This window comes from Actinopolymorpha sp. B11F2 (assembly GCF_040195635.1).
Taxonomy (GTDB): domain Bacteria; phylum Actinomycetota; class Actinomycetes; order Propionibacteriales; family Actinopolymorphaceae; genus Thermasporomyces.
Map to the genome: position 1 here is coordinate 12,847 of NZ_JBEFTX010000023.1, position 15,029 is coordinate 27,875.

Below are 15,029 nucleotides of genomic sequence, written 5' to 3' on the forward strand. Positions count from 1 at the left end.
CATGATCACGGGATGGGAGCGTCCGTGCGGGACGGGGGTGGGGGAGAGGGCGGACTACGCTTGCGAACATGCCCACCACTCCGCCTTCCCGCGTGCACGCGCGCTTCGAGGTCCCGGCTCCACTGCGGGCCGACGTCCGCCTGCTCGGTGAGCTGCTGGGCCAGGTCCTGCAGGAGTACGGCGGCCCCACCCTCCTCGCCGACGTCGAGCGGCTCCGCGAGCTGACGATCGCCGCACACCATGATGATCACGCCGCGGCCGAAGACGCGGCCACCGCGAGCGAGGCCTTGGTCGCGTCCTGGGATCTGGAGCGCGCCGAGAATGTCGCTCGGGCGTTCACCTGCTACTTCCATCTGACCAACCTCGCCGAGGAGTACCACCGGGTCCGCGCCCTCCGCGCCTATGACACCGGCGACCAACCGGTCCGCGACTCGATGGCCGCCGCGGTCGCTGAGGTGAGCGCGCAGTACGGCGAGGAGCAGGCACTGGCCCTGCTCGACGGACTGGAGTTCCGTCCGGTCCTCACCGCGCACCCGACCGAGGCGCGCCGCCGGGCCGTGGCGTCGGCGATCCGGCGCATCTCGGGCCTGCTCTCCGCGCGCGACAGCCAGCTGGGCGCCGGTGAGCTGGTCGAGAACCGGCGCCGGCTGCTGGAGGAGATCGACCTGCTCTGGCGTACCTCCCAGATCCGGACCACAAAGCCCGGGCCGCTGGACGAGGTGCGTACGGCGATGACGGTGTTCGACGACACGCTCTTCCAGGTGCTGCCGGCCACCTACCGCCAGCTCGACGACCAACTCGCCGGCGAGGCGGCGGGCACGCAGCCGCCGAAGGTGCCGGCGTTCGTCCGGCTGGGGTCCTGGATCGGCGGAGACCGCGACGGCAACCCGTTCGTGACGGCGGCGTTCACGCAGCGGGCGATGGCGATCCAGGCCGACCACGTGCTCCGTGCCCTCGAACGCGTCTGCGAGCGCGTCGGCCGCGCGCTCACGGCCGACGCCGAGACCACCCCGCCCGCCCCTGCCGTACGCCGACTGCTGGCCGACGCCCGGGCCGCCTTCCCCGACCTGGCCGAGGACGCCGCGACCCGTTCGCCGGGTGAGCCGCACCGGCAGGTCATGCTCCTTGCCGCCCGCAAGCTGTCGGCGACCCGGCAGCGCAACGCCGACTTCGCCTATGGCAGTGCTGGCGAGCTGCTGGCCGAGCTGCGGATCGTCCAGTCGTCGCTGGCGGCGGCGGGCGCCCGGCGGCAGGCGTACGGCGAACTCCAACACCTGATCTGGCAGGTCGAGACGTTCGGCTTCCACCTGGCCGAGTTGGAGGTACGCCAGCACTCGAAGGTGCACAGCCATGCCCTCGCCGAGCTGCGGGCGCTGCCTTCCGGTGGTGAGCTCTCGGCCGCGACCGAGGAGGTCCTCGCGGTCTTCCGGGTGATGGCCCAGATCCAGCAGCGCTTCGGCGCCGACGCGTGTCGGCGCTACGTCGTGTCCTTCACACAGTCCTGCGAGGACATCGCGGCGGTCTACGAGCTGGCGCGGTACGCGATGGACGACCGACCGCTCGCACTCGACGTCGTACCCCTCTTCGAGACCGAGGACGATCTTCGCCGGGCGGTGGCTGTGCTCGACGACGCGCTCGGGCTGGATCCGGTCCAGGCGCGACTCGCCGAGACCGGGCGCCGCTACGAGGTGATGCTCGGCTACTCCGACTCCGCGAAGGACGCCGGTCCGCTGTCGGCGACGCTCGCGCTCTACGACGCGCAGGCCGCGATCGCCGCCTGGGCCGACCGGAACTCCATTCGGCTGACCCTGTTCCACGGTCGCGGTGGCGCCCTCGGCCGAGGTGGCGGACCGGCCAACCGTGCCGTGCTCGCGCAGGCGCCCGGCTCGGTCAGTGGGCGCTTCAAGCTCACCGAACAGGGCGAGGTCATCTTCGCCCGCTACGGCGACCCGGTCATCGCGCGCAGGCACATCGAGCAGGTCGCCGCGGCGACCCTCCTCGCGTCGACCCCGACCGTGGAGAAGCGCACCGCGAACGCCGCTGAGCGGTTCGCCCGGCTTGCTCGCACGATGGACGACGCGGCACGCGCGGCCTACCACCGGCTGGTCCGCAGCCCCGGCTTCGCGGACTGGTTCACCGCCGTGACCCCCGTGGAAGAGCTGGGGCAGCTGCCGATCGGCTCGCGGCCGGCGCGGCGCGGCCTCGCGGTCTCCTCACTGGAGGACCTCCGCGCCATCCCGTGGGTGTTCGCCTGGACACAGGCGCGGGTCAACCTCACCGGGTGGTACGGCGTGGGTGCCGGACTCGAGGCCGTCGGCGACCTCGACGCGCTGCGCCAGGCGTACGCCGAGTGGCCGCTGTTCGCGGTGACGCTGGACAACGTCGAGATGTCGCTTGCGAAGACCGACGCCCGGATCGCCCGACGCTATCTCGAGCTCGGCCGCCGGCCCGATCTCGCCGAGCAGGTCCTCGACGAGCACGCCCGGACCACGCACTGGGTGCTCGCCGTCGCCGGCCACGAACGCCTGCTGGAGAACCGCCGCGTGCTGGGCCGCGCGGTGGAGCTGCGCAATCCGTACGTGGACGCGTTGTCGTACCTCCAGCTCCGGGCGTTCCGAGTCCTTCGTACGGAAACGCTGTCGGAGGGCGAGGCGGAGCGCCTTCGCCGGCTGGTCCTCCTCACCGTCAACGGCGTGGCGGCCGGTCTGCAGAACACCGGCTGAGCCGCACCAGGCCCTCGTCGCGGGCCGCGCTGCCCGTGCCCGGCGTGTCCGATCCGTTCAAGTGGGAACCCGTCCGCCCCGGGCAGCATGACGGGCATGGACATCGATCTCGACATCGACCTGGACCGGGCCGCGGCCTTCATGACGACCCATGCCCGGCTGCTCGACCGACGGCGCTTCGACCTGATCACCGGCCAGGGGAGGGCGGAGGCGCTCCTCGCTGCTGTCACGGCGTACCGGAACGACGACGGTGGTTTCGGCTGGGGCCTCGAGCCGGACCTGCGGTCGCCGGAGAGCCAACCGGCGGGTGCGCTGCACGCCTTCGAGGTCTTCCAGGAGGTGGGGCGCGGGACGAGCGAGGTGGCGAGCCACCTGTGTGACTGGCTGGCATCGGTGACCTGCCCGACGGGGGACTGCCGTTCGCGCTGCCCCTCACCGCCCGCGCGGGGTCGGCGCCGTTCTGGGCCGAGGCCGATCCGTCCGCCTCGTCGCTGCACATCACGGCGGCCGTCGTCGCGGCCGCCCACGGCGTCGCGCGACAGGATCCGGCGGTCCGCGACCATCGGTGGCTTGCGCGTGCCACCGACTTCTGCCTGCGGCGCGTCACCAGCCGTGACGGTCCGCGCGGCACGCTCGAGCTCCGGTACGTCTTGTGCTTCCTCGACGCGATCCATGACGTACGCCCGGAGGCCGCGACCGAGCTGGACCGCCTCAGCCGGCTGCTTCCGGACACGGGAACGCTGCCGGTCGAGGGTGGGATCGAGGGCGAGGCCCTGCGGCCGCTGGACTTCTCCCCGTTGCCAGACGGTCCCCTCCGCGCCGCGCTGAGCGACGACGTCATCGCCACTGACCTGCGGCGGCTCGCGAGTCTCCAGCAGGACGACGGCGGGTGGATCGTCGACTTCACCTCCCACTCCCCGGCCGGCGCCCTCGAGTGGCGGGGGTACGCGACCGTGGCAGCGCTCAAGGTCCTGCGGGCGCATCAGGGCGGCTCGGCGCAGGGCGCGCCCCGTGGCGAATGACCACGCTGAGCATGCCTGTGGTGCCCGGGCCGTGCATCGACCCCTGTCCTGCGCCGACAGGCATGCTCAGCGTGGTCATTCGCCGCCGCGCCCAGTCGCCGTTCGCATGAGTGTGCCCCTCCGCCCATAGGTTCGGCGCAGGGTGCCCCTCATCCAAAGGCGGTTCGGCGCAGGGTGCCCCTCATCCAAGGGCGGCTCGGCGCAGGGTGTCCCTCATCCAAGGGCTGAGGTGCCGGCATCGGCAATGCCCCGCCTCTTGCGATCGGCTCGGATATATGGATAGACATCTGACCTAAGAAACGCACCGCGCGAGAAGGGTCTCCACCATGCCGGCACCGCAAGCGTCAGTTGACAAGCTCCGCGAACGCCGGTTCGGGCTGTTCGTCCACTGGGGGCTCTACGCCCTGCCGGCCCGGCACGAGTGGGTGAAGAAGCGGGAGCAGCTGACCGACGAGCAGTACCAGCCCTACTTCGACCACTTCGACCCCGATCTCTACGACCCGCGTGTGTGGGCGCAGGCGGCGCGCGGGGCCGGCATGAAGTACACCGTGCTCACCACGAAGCACCACGAGGGCTTCTGCCTGTGGGACTCCGACCTCACCGACTACAAGGCGACGAAGACGCCCGCCGGGCGCGACCTGCTGCGCCCGTTCGTCGACGCGTTCCGCGCGGAGGACCTCGGCGTCGGCTTCTACCACTCGGTGATCGACTGGCACCACCCGCACTACACCGTCGACACGATGCACCCGAGAATCGAGGACGCTGACTACCGCGCCCGCGAGACCGAGCCCGGCAAACGCGACATCGCGGTCTATCGGGCGTACCTCCACGGGCAGGTCGAGGAACTGCTCACCCGCTACGGCGACGTCGACGTGATGTGGTTCGACTTCTCCTACCCGGGACGAGAGGCGTACGGCCTGCCCGGCAAGGGCCGCGAGGACTGGGACTCCGAGGCGCTCGTCAAGTTGGTCCGCGGCCTGCAGCCGGACGTGCTCATCAACAACCGGCTCGACTACCCCGGCGACTTCACGACACCCGAGCAGTTCCAACCGCACACTGCGCCGACCATCGACGGCCGGGAGGTGCCGTGGGAGGCGTGCCAGACGCTCAACGGCAGTTGGGGGTACGACCGGGACAACCTCGACTGGAAGTCGCCCGACCTGCTCGTACGGATGCTGGTCGACTCGGTGTCGAAGGACGGCAACCTGCTGCTGAACGTCGGCCCCACCGGGCGCGGGGAGTTCGACGAGCGGGCTCTGGCCACGCTGGAGGAGATCGGGCGCTGGACCAGGCGGAACGGGCGGGCGATCTACGGCGCGGGCCGTTCGGAGTTCACCCCTCCGGCCGACGCGCGCTACACCCAACGGGGGAACCGGCTCTACCTGCACCTGTTCGCCTGGCCGTTCCGGCACGTGCACCTGCCGGGGCTGGCAGGAAGGGTGAAGTACGCGCAGTTGCTCCACGATGCCTCAGAGGTCCGGTGGCGGGAGTATGCCGGCTCAGAGGACGACGGCAACACCTCCTTGCGCGGTATCCCGGCTGGAACGGTGACGCTGGACCTGCCGATCCAGCGCCCGAACGAACTCGTCCCCGTCGTGGAGCTGTTCCTGTCCTGATCGGCAGTAGCCCAGCGCAGGCGCTTCTCAGTCGAGCCACCGGAGTTCGGCTGGAATCGGTTCGGGTGGGTACGCGGACCCTTCCGCCACCCACGGTTCGGCCGCCTCGAGCCGTGATCTGTGCCGGCGCGGGAAGTGCGTACGCCACAGCTTTGACAGGGTTGGGTCTGGATGGCCTCGGGCGATCAAGGCTTTCTGCACTCGGCATAGGACGTCCCATGGCCGGATGGCGAGGTCGTCAGCGGTGACGACGAGCACGATCCAGCCGAGGTCGCACCGCCGTCTCGGGCAGGACCAGCCGGGCCGCCTTGTCCCTCGTCTCAACTGTGTCGGGAAGGCTCGAGGGTACGAACACGCCACGAAACGGCCGTCGGAGCCGCCGGCCCCGAAGCATGTCCCGGGAGACACCCGAGTTCCTCGCCTCGGCGAGCGTGAACGGCCGTGTCAACAGCGGCTCGGGCAGGACCGTGGGCGCAGCCATCACGCCAGAGTGCCCGAAATGCGCTGGCAGCCGCGAGCGATGTCCACAGCATCCCGACGCAGGTCGGCTCACGGTTGACCTACTGCTAAGAAGATGGGCACCGGGCCGCCCCGATGTACCCCACAAACCCGCTGATGATCTTGAAGGCTCGCCCTGCAGCCGCAGCCGTCGAGCGATTCCACGACCAGGAGGAGAGCGACAGAAGTGACCCGACCGCGTCGATAGGCTGGCCGTATGCCTTCCGGCTCGCCGTACGTCGACCTCGACCGGCCGCCCCTGCGCGCCGACAAGCTGCGGCGTGCCCTCACCGGACCGGGCCGGTTCGTGAGCGACCTGCAGGTCGTGACCGAGATCGGATCGACCAACGCCGAACTCCGCACCCGCGCGCTCGCCGGCGCCCCGGAGGGCAGCGTCCTCGTCGCCGAGCACCAGAGTGCCGGGCGCGGCCGCCTGGATCGCGGCTGGGCCTCGGCCCCCCGCTCCGGTCTGACGTTCTCGATCCTGCTCCGCCCCGGCGACGCCGTGCCGGCCGGCCGCTGGCCGTGGCTCCCGCTGCTCACCGGCTGTGCGGTCGTCGAGGCCGTCGCCGCGGTCTCTGGCGTACGACCCGTGCTGAAGTGGCCGAACGACGTCCTCCTGGCCGAACGAAAGCTCTGCGGAATTCTGGTCGAACGCATCGAGATCCCCGAAGATCCGGCGGCGGTCGTCGGGATCGGCCTCAACGTCACCAGCGCCCCGGACGAACTGCCTGACGACCATGCCATCTCCCTGCGCCTCGCCGGAGCGGCCGACACAGACCGTTCCACGTTGCTGATCGCGCTCCTGCGTACCTTCGAGACGCTCTACCGCGCCTGGCGGGACGCCCACGGCGACCCCGCGGAGGGGGCCGGCGGCGGAATCCGCCAGGCCTACCTCCGGCGCTGCGCCACGATCGGCCGCCGGGTGCGCGTCCAGATCGGACCCGACCGGTGGGTCGGGGGACTGGCCCGCGAAGTCGACTCCGACGGCCGGCTGGTCGTCGAAACCGCCGCCGGTGACCGGCCGCTCGGCGCGGGCGACGTCGTCCACGTGCGTTGACCCGCCGACGTCGGGCATGATTCGCCTGACCGTCACGCACTGCAGATACCCGTGCGGACACCTTCGCCGACACCTGTGAGGAGCACCGATGGGCATCTCAGCCAAGTTGCTCGGGGAGAACGAGCAACTCGTCATGAGCATGCGTACGCACTGGAAGATCATGATCGGTCCGGTGCTTCTCCTGCTCGCCACGGTGGTGGCCGCCGTGATCGTCGTCGCGCTCATCCCGGCGAGCGAGTACCAGCAGTGGATCCGGATCGGGCTCGTCGCCATCGCCGTGATCGGTGCCCTCGTCTACGCCATCTGGCCACTGCTCACCTGGCTCGCCTCGACCTACGCCGTCACCGACCGACGGATCATCACCCGGCACGGCGTCATCACGCGTACCGGCCGCGACATCCCGCTCACCCGGGTCAACGACGTCTCCAGCGAGCGCGGGCTCCTCGACCGCATGCTCGGCTGCGGAACGCTCGTCATCTGGTCCGCGGGAGAGCAGGGCAAGGTCGTCCTGCCCGACGTCCCGCAGGTGGAGAAGGTCCAGCGCACCCTGTCCGAACTCGTCTTCGCCCGGGAGGCCGACGACGATGAGGTCCCCGAGCGGCGGCGGGTGACCTGAGAGACTTGCCGGCATGGGGGAGCGGACGTACGACGAGGCGGCCTACGACGGTGTGCGGCTGCGGCGCCTCGACGACGCCGGCAACGTCGCGGAGTTCGTTCTCGACCGGCCGGAGGCGCTGAACGCGCTCTCCACGAACCTCGCCCGGTCGATCGGGCGCGCGTCCGCCGACCTCGCCGCAGATCGCCGTGTCCGGGCGGTCGTGGTGTCGAGCGCCTGTGAGAAGGCGTTCTGCGTCGGTGCGGACCTGAAGGAGCGCAGCGACTTCACCGACGCCGACCTGTGGGCGCAGCGGCCGATCATGCGGGCGGCGTTCGGCGGGCTGCTGGACCTCCCGGTGCCGGTCGTCGTCGCCGTGCACCGTTACGCGCTGGGCGGCGGGTTCGAGCTGGCGCTCGCCGGTGACCTCATCGTGGCCGACCAGACCGCGATCTTCGGGCTGCCCGAGGTGTCGGTCGGCCTCGTGCCTGGCGGCGGTGGTACGCAGCTGCTGGCGCGCCGGATCGGCTGGTCACGCGCGTTCGACCTGATCGTCACCGCCCGGCGGGTCGAGGCGGCGGAGGGGGAACGGCTCGGCTTCGTCGACCGCCTCGTGCCGCCGGGCCAGGCACGGGAAACCGCCGTCGACCTGGCGCGGCAGATCGCCGGCAACTCCCCGGTCGGCGTACGCAGCGCGAAGCGGGCCCTCCGACTCGGTGCGGCCGCCGGGCTCGCCGAAGGGCTGGAGATCGAGGACGCCGCGTGGCGCCAGACGGCGTTCTCGGCCGACCGGCGAGAGGGCATCGCCGCGTTCAACGAGAAGCGCCCGCCCCGTTGGCCGGGAGATACCCGTTGGCCGGGAGATACCCGTTGGCCAGAAGACACCAGGTGGCCGGGGGACACTGGTACCGGGAGGTGAGCCAGCATGCGGCTACCTGAGCGGGTGACGATCCGTGAGGTCGGACCACGGGACGGCCTGCAGAACGAGGATCCCGTGCCCACCGAAGGCAAGGTCGGGCTCATCGACGCGCTGTCCGCGACCGGGCTGCGGCGGATCGAGGCGGTCAGTTTCGTCCATCCTCGGGCGATCCCCGCGATGGGGGACGCAACGGAGGTGTGGAAGCTGATCAGCAAGGATCCCGACATCGACTACTCCGCGCTGGTCCCGAACCTCACCGGAGCGGAGCGGGCACTGGATGCCGGCGTACGTTCTCTCGAGGTCGTGGTGTCGGCCTCTGACCGACACAACCGCGCCAACCTCAACCGCTCGACCCAGGAGTCCCTCGCCGGGCTCGCCCCGATCGTCGCGCTCGCCCACGCACGCGGAGCGACCTGCCAGGTCGTGGTTGCCACCGCGTGGGGTTGTCCGTACGACGGGGACATCCTCCTCGAGCAGGTCCTGTCCGTTGCCCGGGCGGCCGTCGCCGCGGGAGCGGACTCCCTGGCCTACGGCGACACCACTGGCATGGCCACGCCCACCCGGGTCGAACGCCTCGTCGAGGCCACCCGCGCTTCCCTGCCCGACACTCCGCTGGCGCTGCACTTCCACAACACGCGGGGGACGGGGCTCGCCAACGTCCTCGCAGCGCTGCAGATCGGCGTCACCGAATTCGACGCGAGTGTCGGCGGACTGGGCGGCTGTCCGTACGCACCGGGCGCGAGCGGCAACATCGCCACCGAGGAGCTCGTCCACATGCTCGCCGACATGGGCGTCGAGACCGGAGTCGACCTCGATCGGCTGCTCGACGTCGCCGCCCAGGCGGAGCGGCTGGTCGGCCGTCAGCTCCCGTCCCAGGTACTGCGGGCCGGGCCGCGCAGCCGTACCGTGCCGGCGGCCCGGTAACACCGCGCCGAAGCGCGCCGCGCCGAACGGTCCACCGCGGCGCGGCTCGGTCAGCGGTCTGGCGTTGCGGACGGGCTCGCGGAGCCCGCGGGCTCCACGCGCCCGGTGGCCGTGACGACGTGCCAGGTGAACTTCCTGCCCTGGTACGTGTCGGTCATGCCGTTGCCCTTCGCCGTTCCCCGCGTCCCTTCCTTGGTGTACGTATAGACCGGGTGGCCGGTCAGCGTCAGCTGGAAGGTGCCGTTGGACCGCTTCACGGTGCCGAAGCTGCCGTTGACGCCGCGAAGCTTCAGCGGGACGGCCGCGCTCGTGACGGCGAACGGCCGCCACGTCATCGCGCACTCTCCCCCACAGACGATCTTGCGCCCGGTATCGACGTCATTGACATAGAGCGGCATGCCCTTGGAGTCGACCACGATCTTGCCGATCTCCGGTGCGTCGACCACCCGGACGGCTGGTTTGGTCACAGCCACTCCGTCGTCATCTTTGTCGGCTCCCCCGCCGGTGCACCCGATGATCATGGCGGCCAGCGCGACGGCAACGCCGCCCAGCCGGACCGACGCCCGAAGCGGGTAGGACTTTCCCACGACGCAACGACCTCCCCCGTGGCCGGCCGCGCGGACCGGCGCTCGCCGTTCTCGTGCCGATGAGAAGTTACCCATCGGCGGCTGCGGGCAACCGGTCTCTTCCGATCGAACAAACGATCGGGCCCGGCAGCCGCCGGCCAGTTGCCGGCCGCCAGACCGCCCGACCAGGTGGGCGGGACGTTGTCGGCATCGCGGCTTACCATCAGTGGCCATGACGTCGAGCGAGCGAACCGCGGAGCGTGAGCATCACGCGATCCTGCTCGCCGAAGACGACCCGGCCATCTCCGACCCGCTTGCCCGAGCGCTGCGCCGCGAGGGCTACACCGTCGAAGTGACCGCGGCCGGGGCGGACGCGCTCAGCAGTCTCGACCGGGGCGGCTTCGACCTCCTGGTCCTCGATCTCGGACTGCCCGACGTCGACGGCTTGGAGATCTGCCGGCGGATCCGCCAGGACGGCGACAACGTACCCGTCCTCGTCCTCACTGCCCGCGCCGACGAGGTGGACACGGTAGTCGGGCTCGACGCCGGCGCTGACGACTACGTGGCGAAGCCGTTCCGCCTGGCGGAGCTGTTGGCGAGGGTGCGTGCGCTGCTGCGACGGGGTACGCCGGATGCACGGACGGACCAGCCGGCGGGTTCTCCGGACGAGGGTGTACGCATCGACATCGAGTCGAGGCAGGCGTTCCTCGACGGTGCGGAACTCCACCTCACCGCGAAGGAGTTCGACCTACTGCGGGTACTCCTCCGCGAGGTCGGGCGCGTCGTCACGCGTGACCAGCTCATGCGCGAGGTGTGGGAGACCACCTGGTGGTCCTCGACGAAGACGCTCGACATGCACATCTCCTGGCTGCGCCGCAAGCTGGGCGACGACGCCTCCCAGCCACGCTTCATCACGACGGTTCGTGGCGTCGGCTTCCGGTTCGAGCGCGAGTGAGGCGGGCCGGACCTCATGCGTACCCGCCTCGTCGTCACCACGGTCGTGATCGCCCTCGTCACCGCGACCCTCTTCGCCCTGCCGATCCTCGTCTTCAGCTGGCACTACCTCGGCAGTGGGTGGACCGAACGCCTCGCACTGCTCGGCTTCGGCATCGTCGCGGTGCTGGTCGCCGTCGCGATCGGTGTCTGGCAGGCGCGCCGGCTGTCGCGGTCGCTCGTCGAACTCGCCGAAGCGGCCGAACGGCTGGGTTCAGGTGACCCGCGCGGTCACCGCCACCGTTACGGCCTGCCCGAGTTGGACCGGGTCGCTGACGCCCTCGACACGAGCGCCCGCCGGATCGCGGAGATGCTGGCGGCCGAGCGTCAACTGTCCCAGGATGCCTCGCACCAGCTGCGTTCGCCGCTTACGGCACTGTCGATGCGCCTGGAGGAGATCCTCGCCACGAAGAACTCCGCCGTTGTGCGCGAGGAGGCGGCGATCGCCCTCGGCCAGGTCGAACGCCTCTCGCATGTCGTGGACCGGTTGCTCTCCCAGAGCCGCGACTCCCACGTCGCCCGGCACACGCTGGTGGACGTCGACCAGGTCGTACGCCAACAGGTCGCCGAGTGGCGGCCCGCCTTCGACAGCGCGAACCGCCGGGTCGAGGTCACCGGCGACGACGGCCTCTCGGTCGCGGCGACGCCCGGCATGCTCGGCCACGTCCTCGCCACCCTGCTGGAGAACGCCCTACACCACGGGGGAGGCACGGTCGTCGTACGCCGGCGTACGACCGGCAGCCCATCCGGCGGATCGGTCGGCAGTCAGCCCGGCGGCTCGGTCGTGGTCGAGGTGGCCGACGAAGGTCCAGGTGTACCCGCTGAGCTCGGCCAGCGGATCTTCGAACGTGCCGTGAGCGGGCGCAGCGGCACCGGCCTCGGACTCGCTCTGGCCCGCGACCTCGCCGAGGCAGGCGGCGGTCGCCTCGAGCTGATCTCGCGCCGCCCCGCCGTGTTCGCCGTTTTCGTGCCGGGCGAGAAGAGCACGGAAGCTCCGGCTCAGGCCGCGGTGGACACGCGGTCGTCCGGACCAGGATCGGAGGCCGGCGGTGGAGCGGGCGTGGCTCCGGCAAGGGCGGCCCGGAAGACGAAGCGGCGGTAGGACCAGAACCTCGCGAGCGTGCCGAGTCCGATGCCGACCAGGTTGGCGACCGTGTTCGACACCGGGTCGTGGAGAGCGAGTACGTAATTGACGAACGCGAGAATCGCAAGGTTGATCGCCAGCGCGGCGAGGTTCAGCACGAAGAAGAGGGTGTACTCGCCGATGACCTTCCGGCGTTCGGTGTGTCGCCAGGTCCAGTGCCGGTTTCCGAGATAGGCGACGACCGTCGCGAGGACGACGGAGATGGTGCGCGCCGTCAGCGGCTTCTCGTGGAGGATGCCGTCGCCGTCGATCCCGTAGCGCAGCAGGCTGAACCCGCCCATGTCCACGACGAACGCGACCGCGCCCACGACGCCGAACTTCGCCACCTCATGGGCGAGGTGGCGCATCCGGCGAGCGAGCCGGTGCAGGAGCGACACGTGGCGACCTCGAGAGGTGGGGTGGGCTGGCCAGGCTTGTCGGGCCCAAAACCAGGTGGGCGGGCAAGACCGCCGAGCCTACCGGCCGGACGTTCCCGACCCGCCTCACCCCGGCCCCGGCCGCCATGTGAGTATCCAGCTCGTGGCGGAGCGCGCGATCGAGGTCCAGGATGTGGTCCGGCGCAAGGCGGCCCACCTCGGCAAGCCGGGTGAGCGGTGGCTGACGGAGTTGCCGGAGCTCATCGCCCACCTCGAACGCCGGTGGGGAATCACCGTGGGTCCGGCGCTTGCCGGCGGGACCGCGTCGTACGTCGCGCGGGTGCGCACCGCAGACGACCGCGCCGCCGTGCTCAAGCTCGCCGTCCCCGAGCACGACGTCACCAGCCAGGTTCGGACGATCGAGGACGCGGCGGGCAGGGGCTACGTTGAACTCCTCGCCCACGATGTCGACCGTCACGCGATGCTGCTGGAGGCCCTCGGTCCGTCCATGGACCAGTCCGACCTGCCACCGGAACGCCAGATCGAGACGCTGTGCGCGACGCTGCGCCAGGCGTGGAAGGTGCGAAAGCCGCCCGGCCTCACGGTCACGCCGGCCGAGGAGAAGGCGCGCGGGCTTGCCGACCTCGTCGAGCGGTTGTGGGAACGTCTCAACCGCCCTTGTCCGGAACGCGTCGTGGCGCGCGCACTGGAGTACGCCGAGCGCCGCGCCGCCGCGTTCGATCTCGACCGGTGTGTGATCGTCCACGGTGATCCTCATCCCGCCAACGCCCTACGAGTGCTGGCGGATCGGGCCGGGGCGGTGTCGGGGTTCGTCTTCGTGGACCCGGACGGGTTCCTCGCCGACCCGGCGTACGACCTCGGTGTCGTCCTTCGGGACTGGTGCCCGCAACTGCTCGCGGCGGATGACGCGCCCCGCCTCGCCCGCCGCTACTGCCGGCATCTCTCCGCCGCCACGGGGGTCGACGAGACCGCGATCTGGGAGTGGGGCTTCCTCGAACGCGTGTCGACGGGCCTTTACACGCTCAACTTCGGTGCCGAGGAACTCTCCCGCCCCTTCCTCGACACGGCCGAACTGTTGGCTTGATGCCGCCGGCGCCCGTGGCCGGTGCGTTCTAGCTCTGGTGCGTGCCAGCCAGCGCGAGGAACTCGCTGCGGGAGCGGTTGTCGTCACGCAGGACGCCCAGCAACGTCGAGGTGATGGTTTTCGAGCCGACCGCCTGGACGCCGCGTAGCGTCATGCACAGGTGTTCGGCCTCGATGACGACGCCGACGCCCTTGGGCGAGAGCTCGGTCGCCAGCCAGTCGGCGACCTGCTTTGTCAGGCGTTCCTGCACCTGCGCGCCATGGGCGAAGAGCTCGACCACGCGGGCAAGTTTCGACAGCCCGAGGATGCGGTCGCCGGGAAGGTAGCCGACGTGCGCGACCCCGACGAACGGCAGCAGGTGGTGTTCGCAGACCGACTTGATCGGGATGTCGCGGGCCAGCACCAACTCGTCGTACCCCTCGTCGTTCGGGAACGTCGTGAGGTCGAACTCGCGCGGGGTGAGGAGCTCGGCATAAGCGCGGGCCATCCGGCGCGGCGTGTCACGGACTCCTTCGGAGTCCAGCGGCATGCCGAGCGCTTCGAGGAACGCCCGGGCCGCCCGCTCGGCGGCGTCGATGTCACGTCCGGTGTTTTCGCGGACGACTCGCAATGGCGCTGTCACGGCGATCCCTACGCAACTCTCGGTCGGCGGTGGTGGTCGTGGTTGGTGGTGGTGGCCGGGGTCCATCGTGCCCTGGCGAGGGAAGAATTTCAATAATGACTGTTGGTGATAATCTGCTGACATGGCCGGCCTCGATGACCGTACGTGGCTCGCCGTGGCGACGTTGGTCGACCACGGCCGGCGCGCGCTCTATGACTACGTCCGCGGCCAGGACCATCCGGTGACCCGCGACGAGGCGGCCGGCGCCACGTCGATGTCGCACAACCTGGTCGCCTTCCACCTCGACAAGCTGGTGGACGCCGGGCTGCTGCGGGCACGGTACGAAGCGCCCGCCGGGCAGCCGCGCGGCCGGGGACGGGCACCCAAGGTGTACGAAGCCACCAGCCAGGGTGTCGCGCTCACGATCCCCGAACGCAGGTACGCGCTGGTCGGCGAGATCCTCGCCACCGCCGTCGCGGAGGCTCCCACGGACGCTCGGACGGCTGCGCTGCAGGGCGCGTACGAACGCGGGGAACAACTCGGCAGCCTCGTTCGCGGGCAGACCCCCAGACGCGACTCAGCCGACGGACCGCTGGAGCAGGTCGTCGCGTTGCTCGCCGAGCTGGGCTTCGAGCCGGCCGTCACCCCTGCGGAGGATCCCGACTCGACCGGGCGCCTTTCCGTCCGCAACTGCCCGTTCCACGCACTCGCGCAGCGCCAGCCGGAGCTGGTCTGCAACCTCAATGTCGCGTTCGTCCGCGGTCTGCTCTCCGGGTTGGGGACCCGCGGCCTCGTCGTCGATCTCGCACCCCGTCCTGGGCACTGCTGCGTCGAGGTCCGCGGGGAGTGTCGCGCTGAGCCGGCGGCAACCCGTGGGCATCGCATGGGTTAGCCTCCGGTGCGTGTC

15 protein-coding genes are annotated in these 15,029 nt (G+C 70.7%); 11 read left to right on the forward strand and 4 right to left on the reverse strand.

Features of this window, described 5'->3' with window-relative positions; all coding sequences use genetic code 11:
• The first annotated feature begins 68 nt into the window (after positions 1-68).
• From ABN034_RS30205 to ABN034_RS30215, 3 genes are all read left to right on the forward strand, one after another.
• On the forward strand, positions 69-2,723 hold the full coding sequence (locus ABN034_RS30205; protein ID WP_349694384.1) for a phosphoenolpyruvate carboxylase: 2,655 nt from the start codon (positions 69-71) through the stop codon (positions 2,721-2,723).
• A gap of 650 nt (positions 2,724-3,373) precedes the next feature.
• Positions 3,374-3,745, forward strand: a complete 372-nt coding sequence (locus ABN034_RS30210; protein ID WP_349694385.1) for a hypothetical protein — start codon at positions 3,374-3,376, stop codon at positions 3,743-3,745.
• A gap of 326 nt (positions 3,746-4,071) precedes the next feature.
• On the forward strand, positions 4,072-5,361 hold the full coding sequence (locus tag ABN034_RS30215) for an alpha-L-fucosidase (protein WP_349694386.1): 1,290 nt from the start codon (positions 4,072-4,074) through the stop codon (positions 5,359-5,361).
• Positions 5,362-5,599: 238 nt separating this feature from the next.
• Here the strand turns inward: ABN034_RS30215 and ABN034_RS30220 are convergent, their stop codons facing one another.
• Positions 5,600-5,842: a hypothetical protein gene (locus ABN034_RS30220; protein ID WP_349694387.1), complete on the reverse strand. Its 243-nt coding sequence runs from the start codon at positions 5,840-5,842 to the stop codon at positions 5,600-5,602.
• Positions 5,843-6,076: 234 nt separating this feature from the next.
• Here ABN034_RS30220 and ABN034_RS30225 point away from each other — a divergent pair, with 234 nt between their 5' ends.
• From ABN034_RS30225 to ABN034_RS30240, 4 genes are all read left to right on the forward strand, one after another.
• The gene (locus ABN034_RS30225; protein WP_349694388.1) at positions 6,077-6,919 is read left to right on the forward strand and encodes a biotin--[acetyl-CoA-carboxylase] ligase; all 843 of its coding nucleotides are present in this window, start codon (positions 6,077-6,079) and stop codon (positions 6,917-6,919) included.
• An 88-nt stretch (positions 6,920-7,007) separates the two neighbouring features.
• Positions 7,008-7,535, forward strand: a complete 528-nt coding sequence (locus ABN034_RS30230; protein WP_349694389.1) for a PH domain-containing protein — start codon at positions 7,008-7,010, stop codon at positions 7,533-7,535.
• A gap of 13 nt (positions 7,536-7,548) precedes the next feature.
• On the forward strand, positions 7,549-8,433 hold the full coding sequence (locus ABN034_RS30235; RefSeq protein WP_349694390.1) for an enoyl-CoA hydratase/isomerase family protein: 885 nt from the start codon (positions 7,549-7,551) through the stop codon (positions 8,431-8,433).
• Between the two features lie 6 nt (positions 8,434-8,439).
• The gene (locus ABN034_RS30240) at positions 8,440-9,357 is read left to right on the forward strand and encodes a hydroxymethylglutaryl-CoA lyase (protein WP_349694391.1); all 918 of its coding nucleotides are present in this window, start codon (positions 8,440-8,442) and stop codon (positions 9,355-9,357) included.
• A 50-nt stretch (positions 9,358-9,407) separates the two neighbouring features.
• On the opposite strand, the gene ABN034_RS30245 is transcribed toward ABN034_RS30240, so the two are convergent.
• Positions 9,408-9,944, reverse strand: coding sequence for a COG4315 family predicted lipoprotein (locus ABN034_RS30245; protein WP_349694392.1), 537 nt, complete (start codon positions 9,942-9,944; stop codon positions 9,408-9,410).
• A gap of 211 nt (positions 9,945-10,155) precedes the next feature.
• On the opposite strand from ABN034_RS30245, the gene ABN034_RS30250 reads away from it, so the two are divergent.
• Together ABN034_RS30250 and ABN034_RS30255 are read left to right on the forward strand one after the other, a co-directional pair.
• The gene (locus ABN034_RS30250; RefSeq protein WP_349694393.1) at positions 10,156-10,878 is read left to right on the forward strand and encodes a response regulator transcription factor; all 723 of its coding nucleotides are present in this window, start codon (positions 10,156-10,158) and stop codon (positions 10,876-10,878) included.
• Positions 10,879-10,893: 15 nt separating this feature from the next.
• Positions 10,894-12,018 carry a HAMP domain-containing sensor histidine kinase gene (locus ABN034_RS30255; protein ID WP_349694394.1) on the forward strand — a complete coding sequence of 375 codons (1,125 nt, stop codon included), beginning with the start codon at positions 10,894-10,896 and terminating at the stop codon, positions 12,016-12,018.
• Here ABN034_RS30255 and ABN034_RS30260 read toward each other — a convergent pair.
• Positions 11,916-12,437 (reverse strand): GtrA family protein, encoded by a 522-nt coding sequence (locus tag ABN034_RS30260; protein WP_349694395.1) that lies wholly within the window; start codon positions 12,435-12,437, stop codon positions 11,916-11,918. The genes ABN034_RS30255 and ABN034_RS30260 overlap by 103 nt on opposite strands.
• 142 nt (positions 12,438-12,579) lie before the next feature.
• On the opposite strand from ABN034_RS30260, the gene ABN034_RS30265 reads away from it, so the two are divergent.
• Positions 12,580-13,521 (forward strand): aminoglycoside phosphotransferase family protein, encoded by a 942-nt coding sequence (locus tag ABN034_RS30265; protein WP_349694396.1) that lies wholly within the window; start codon positions 12,580-12,582, stop codon positions 13,519-13,521.
• A gap of 28 nt (positions 13,522-13,549) precedes the next feature.
• Here ABN034_RS30265 and folE read toward each other — a convergent pair whose 3' ends face one another.
• Positions 13,550-14,143, reverse strand: a complete 594-nt coding sequence (gene folE, locus ABN034_RS30270) for a GTP cyclohydrolase I FolE (RefSeq protein ID WP_349326983.1) — start codon at positions 14,141-14,143, stop codon at positions 13,550-13,552.
• Positions 14,144-14,264: 121 nt separating this feature from the next.
• Between folE and ABN034_RS30275 the strand changes: the two genes are divergently transcribed.
• Positions 14,265-15,014 (forward strand): helix-turn-helix transcriptional regulator, encoded by a 750-nt coding sequence (locus ABN034_RS30275; RefSeq protein WP_349694397.1) that lies wholly within the window; start codon positions 14,265-14,267, stop codon positions 15,012-15,014.
• Positions 15,015-15,029: the final 15 nt, after the last annotated feature.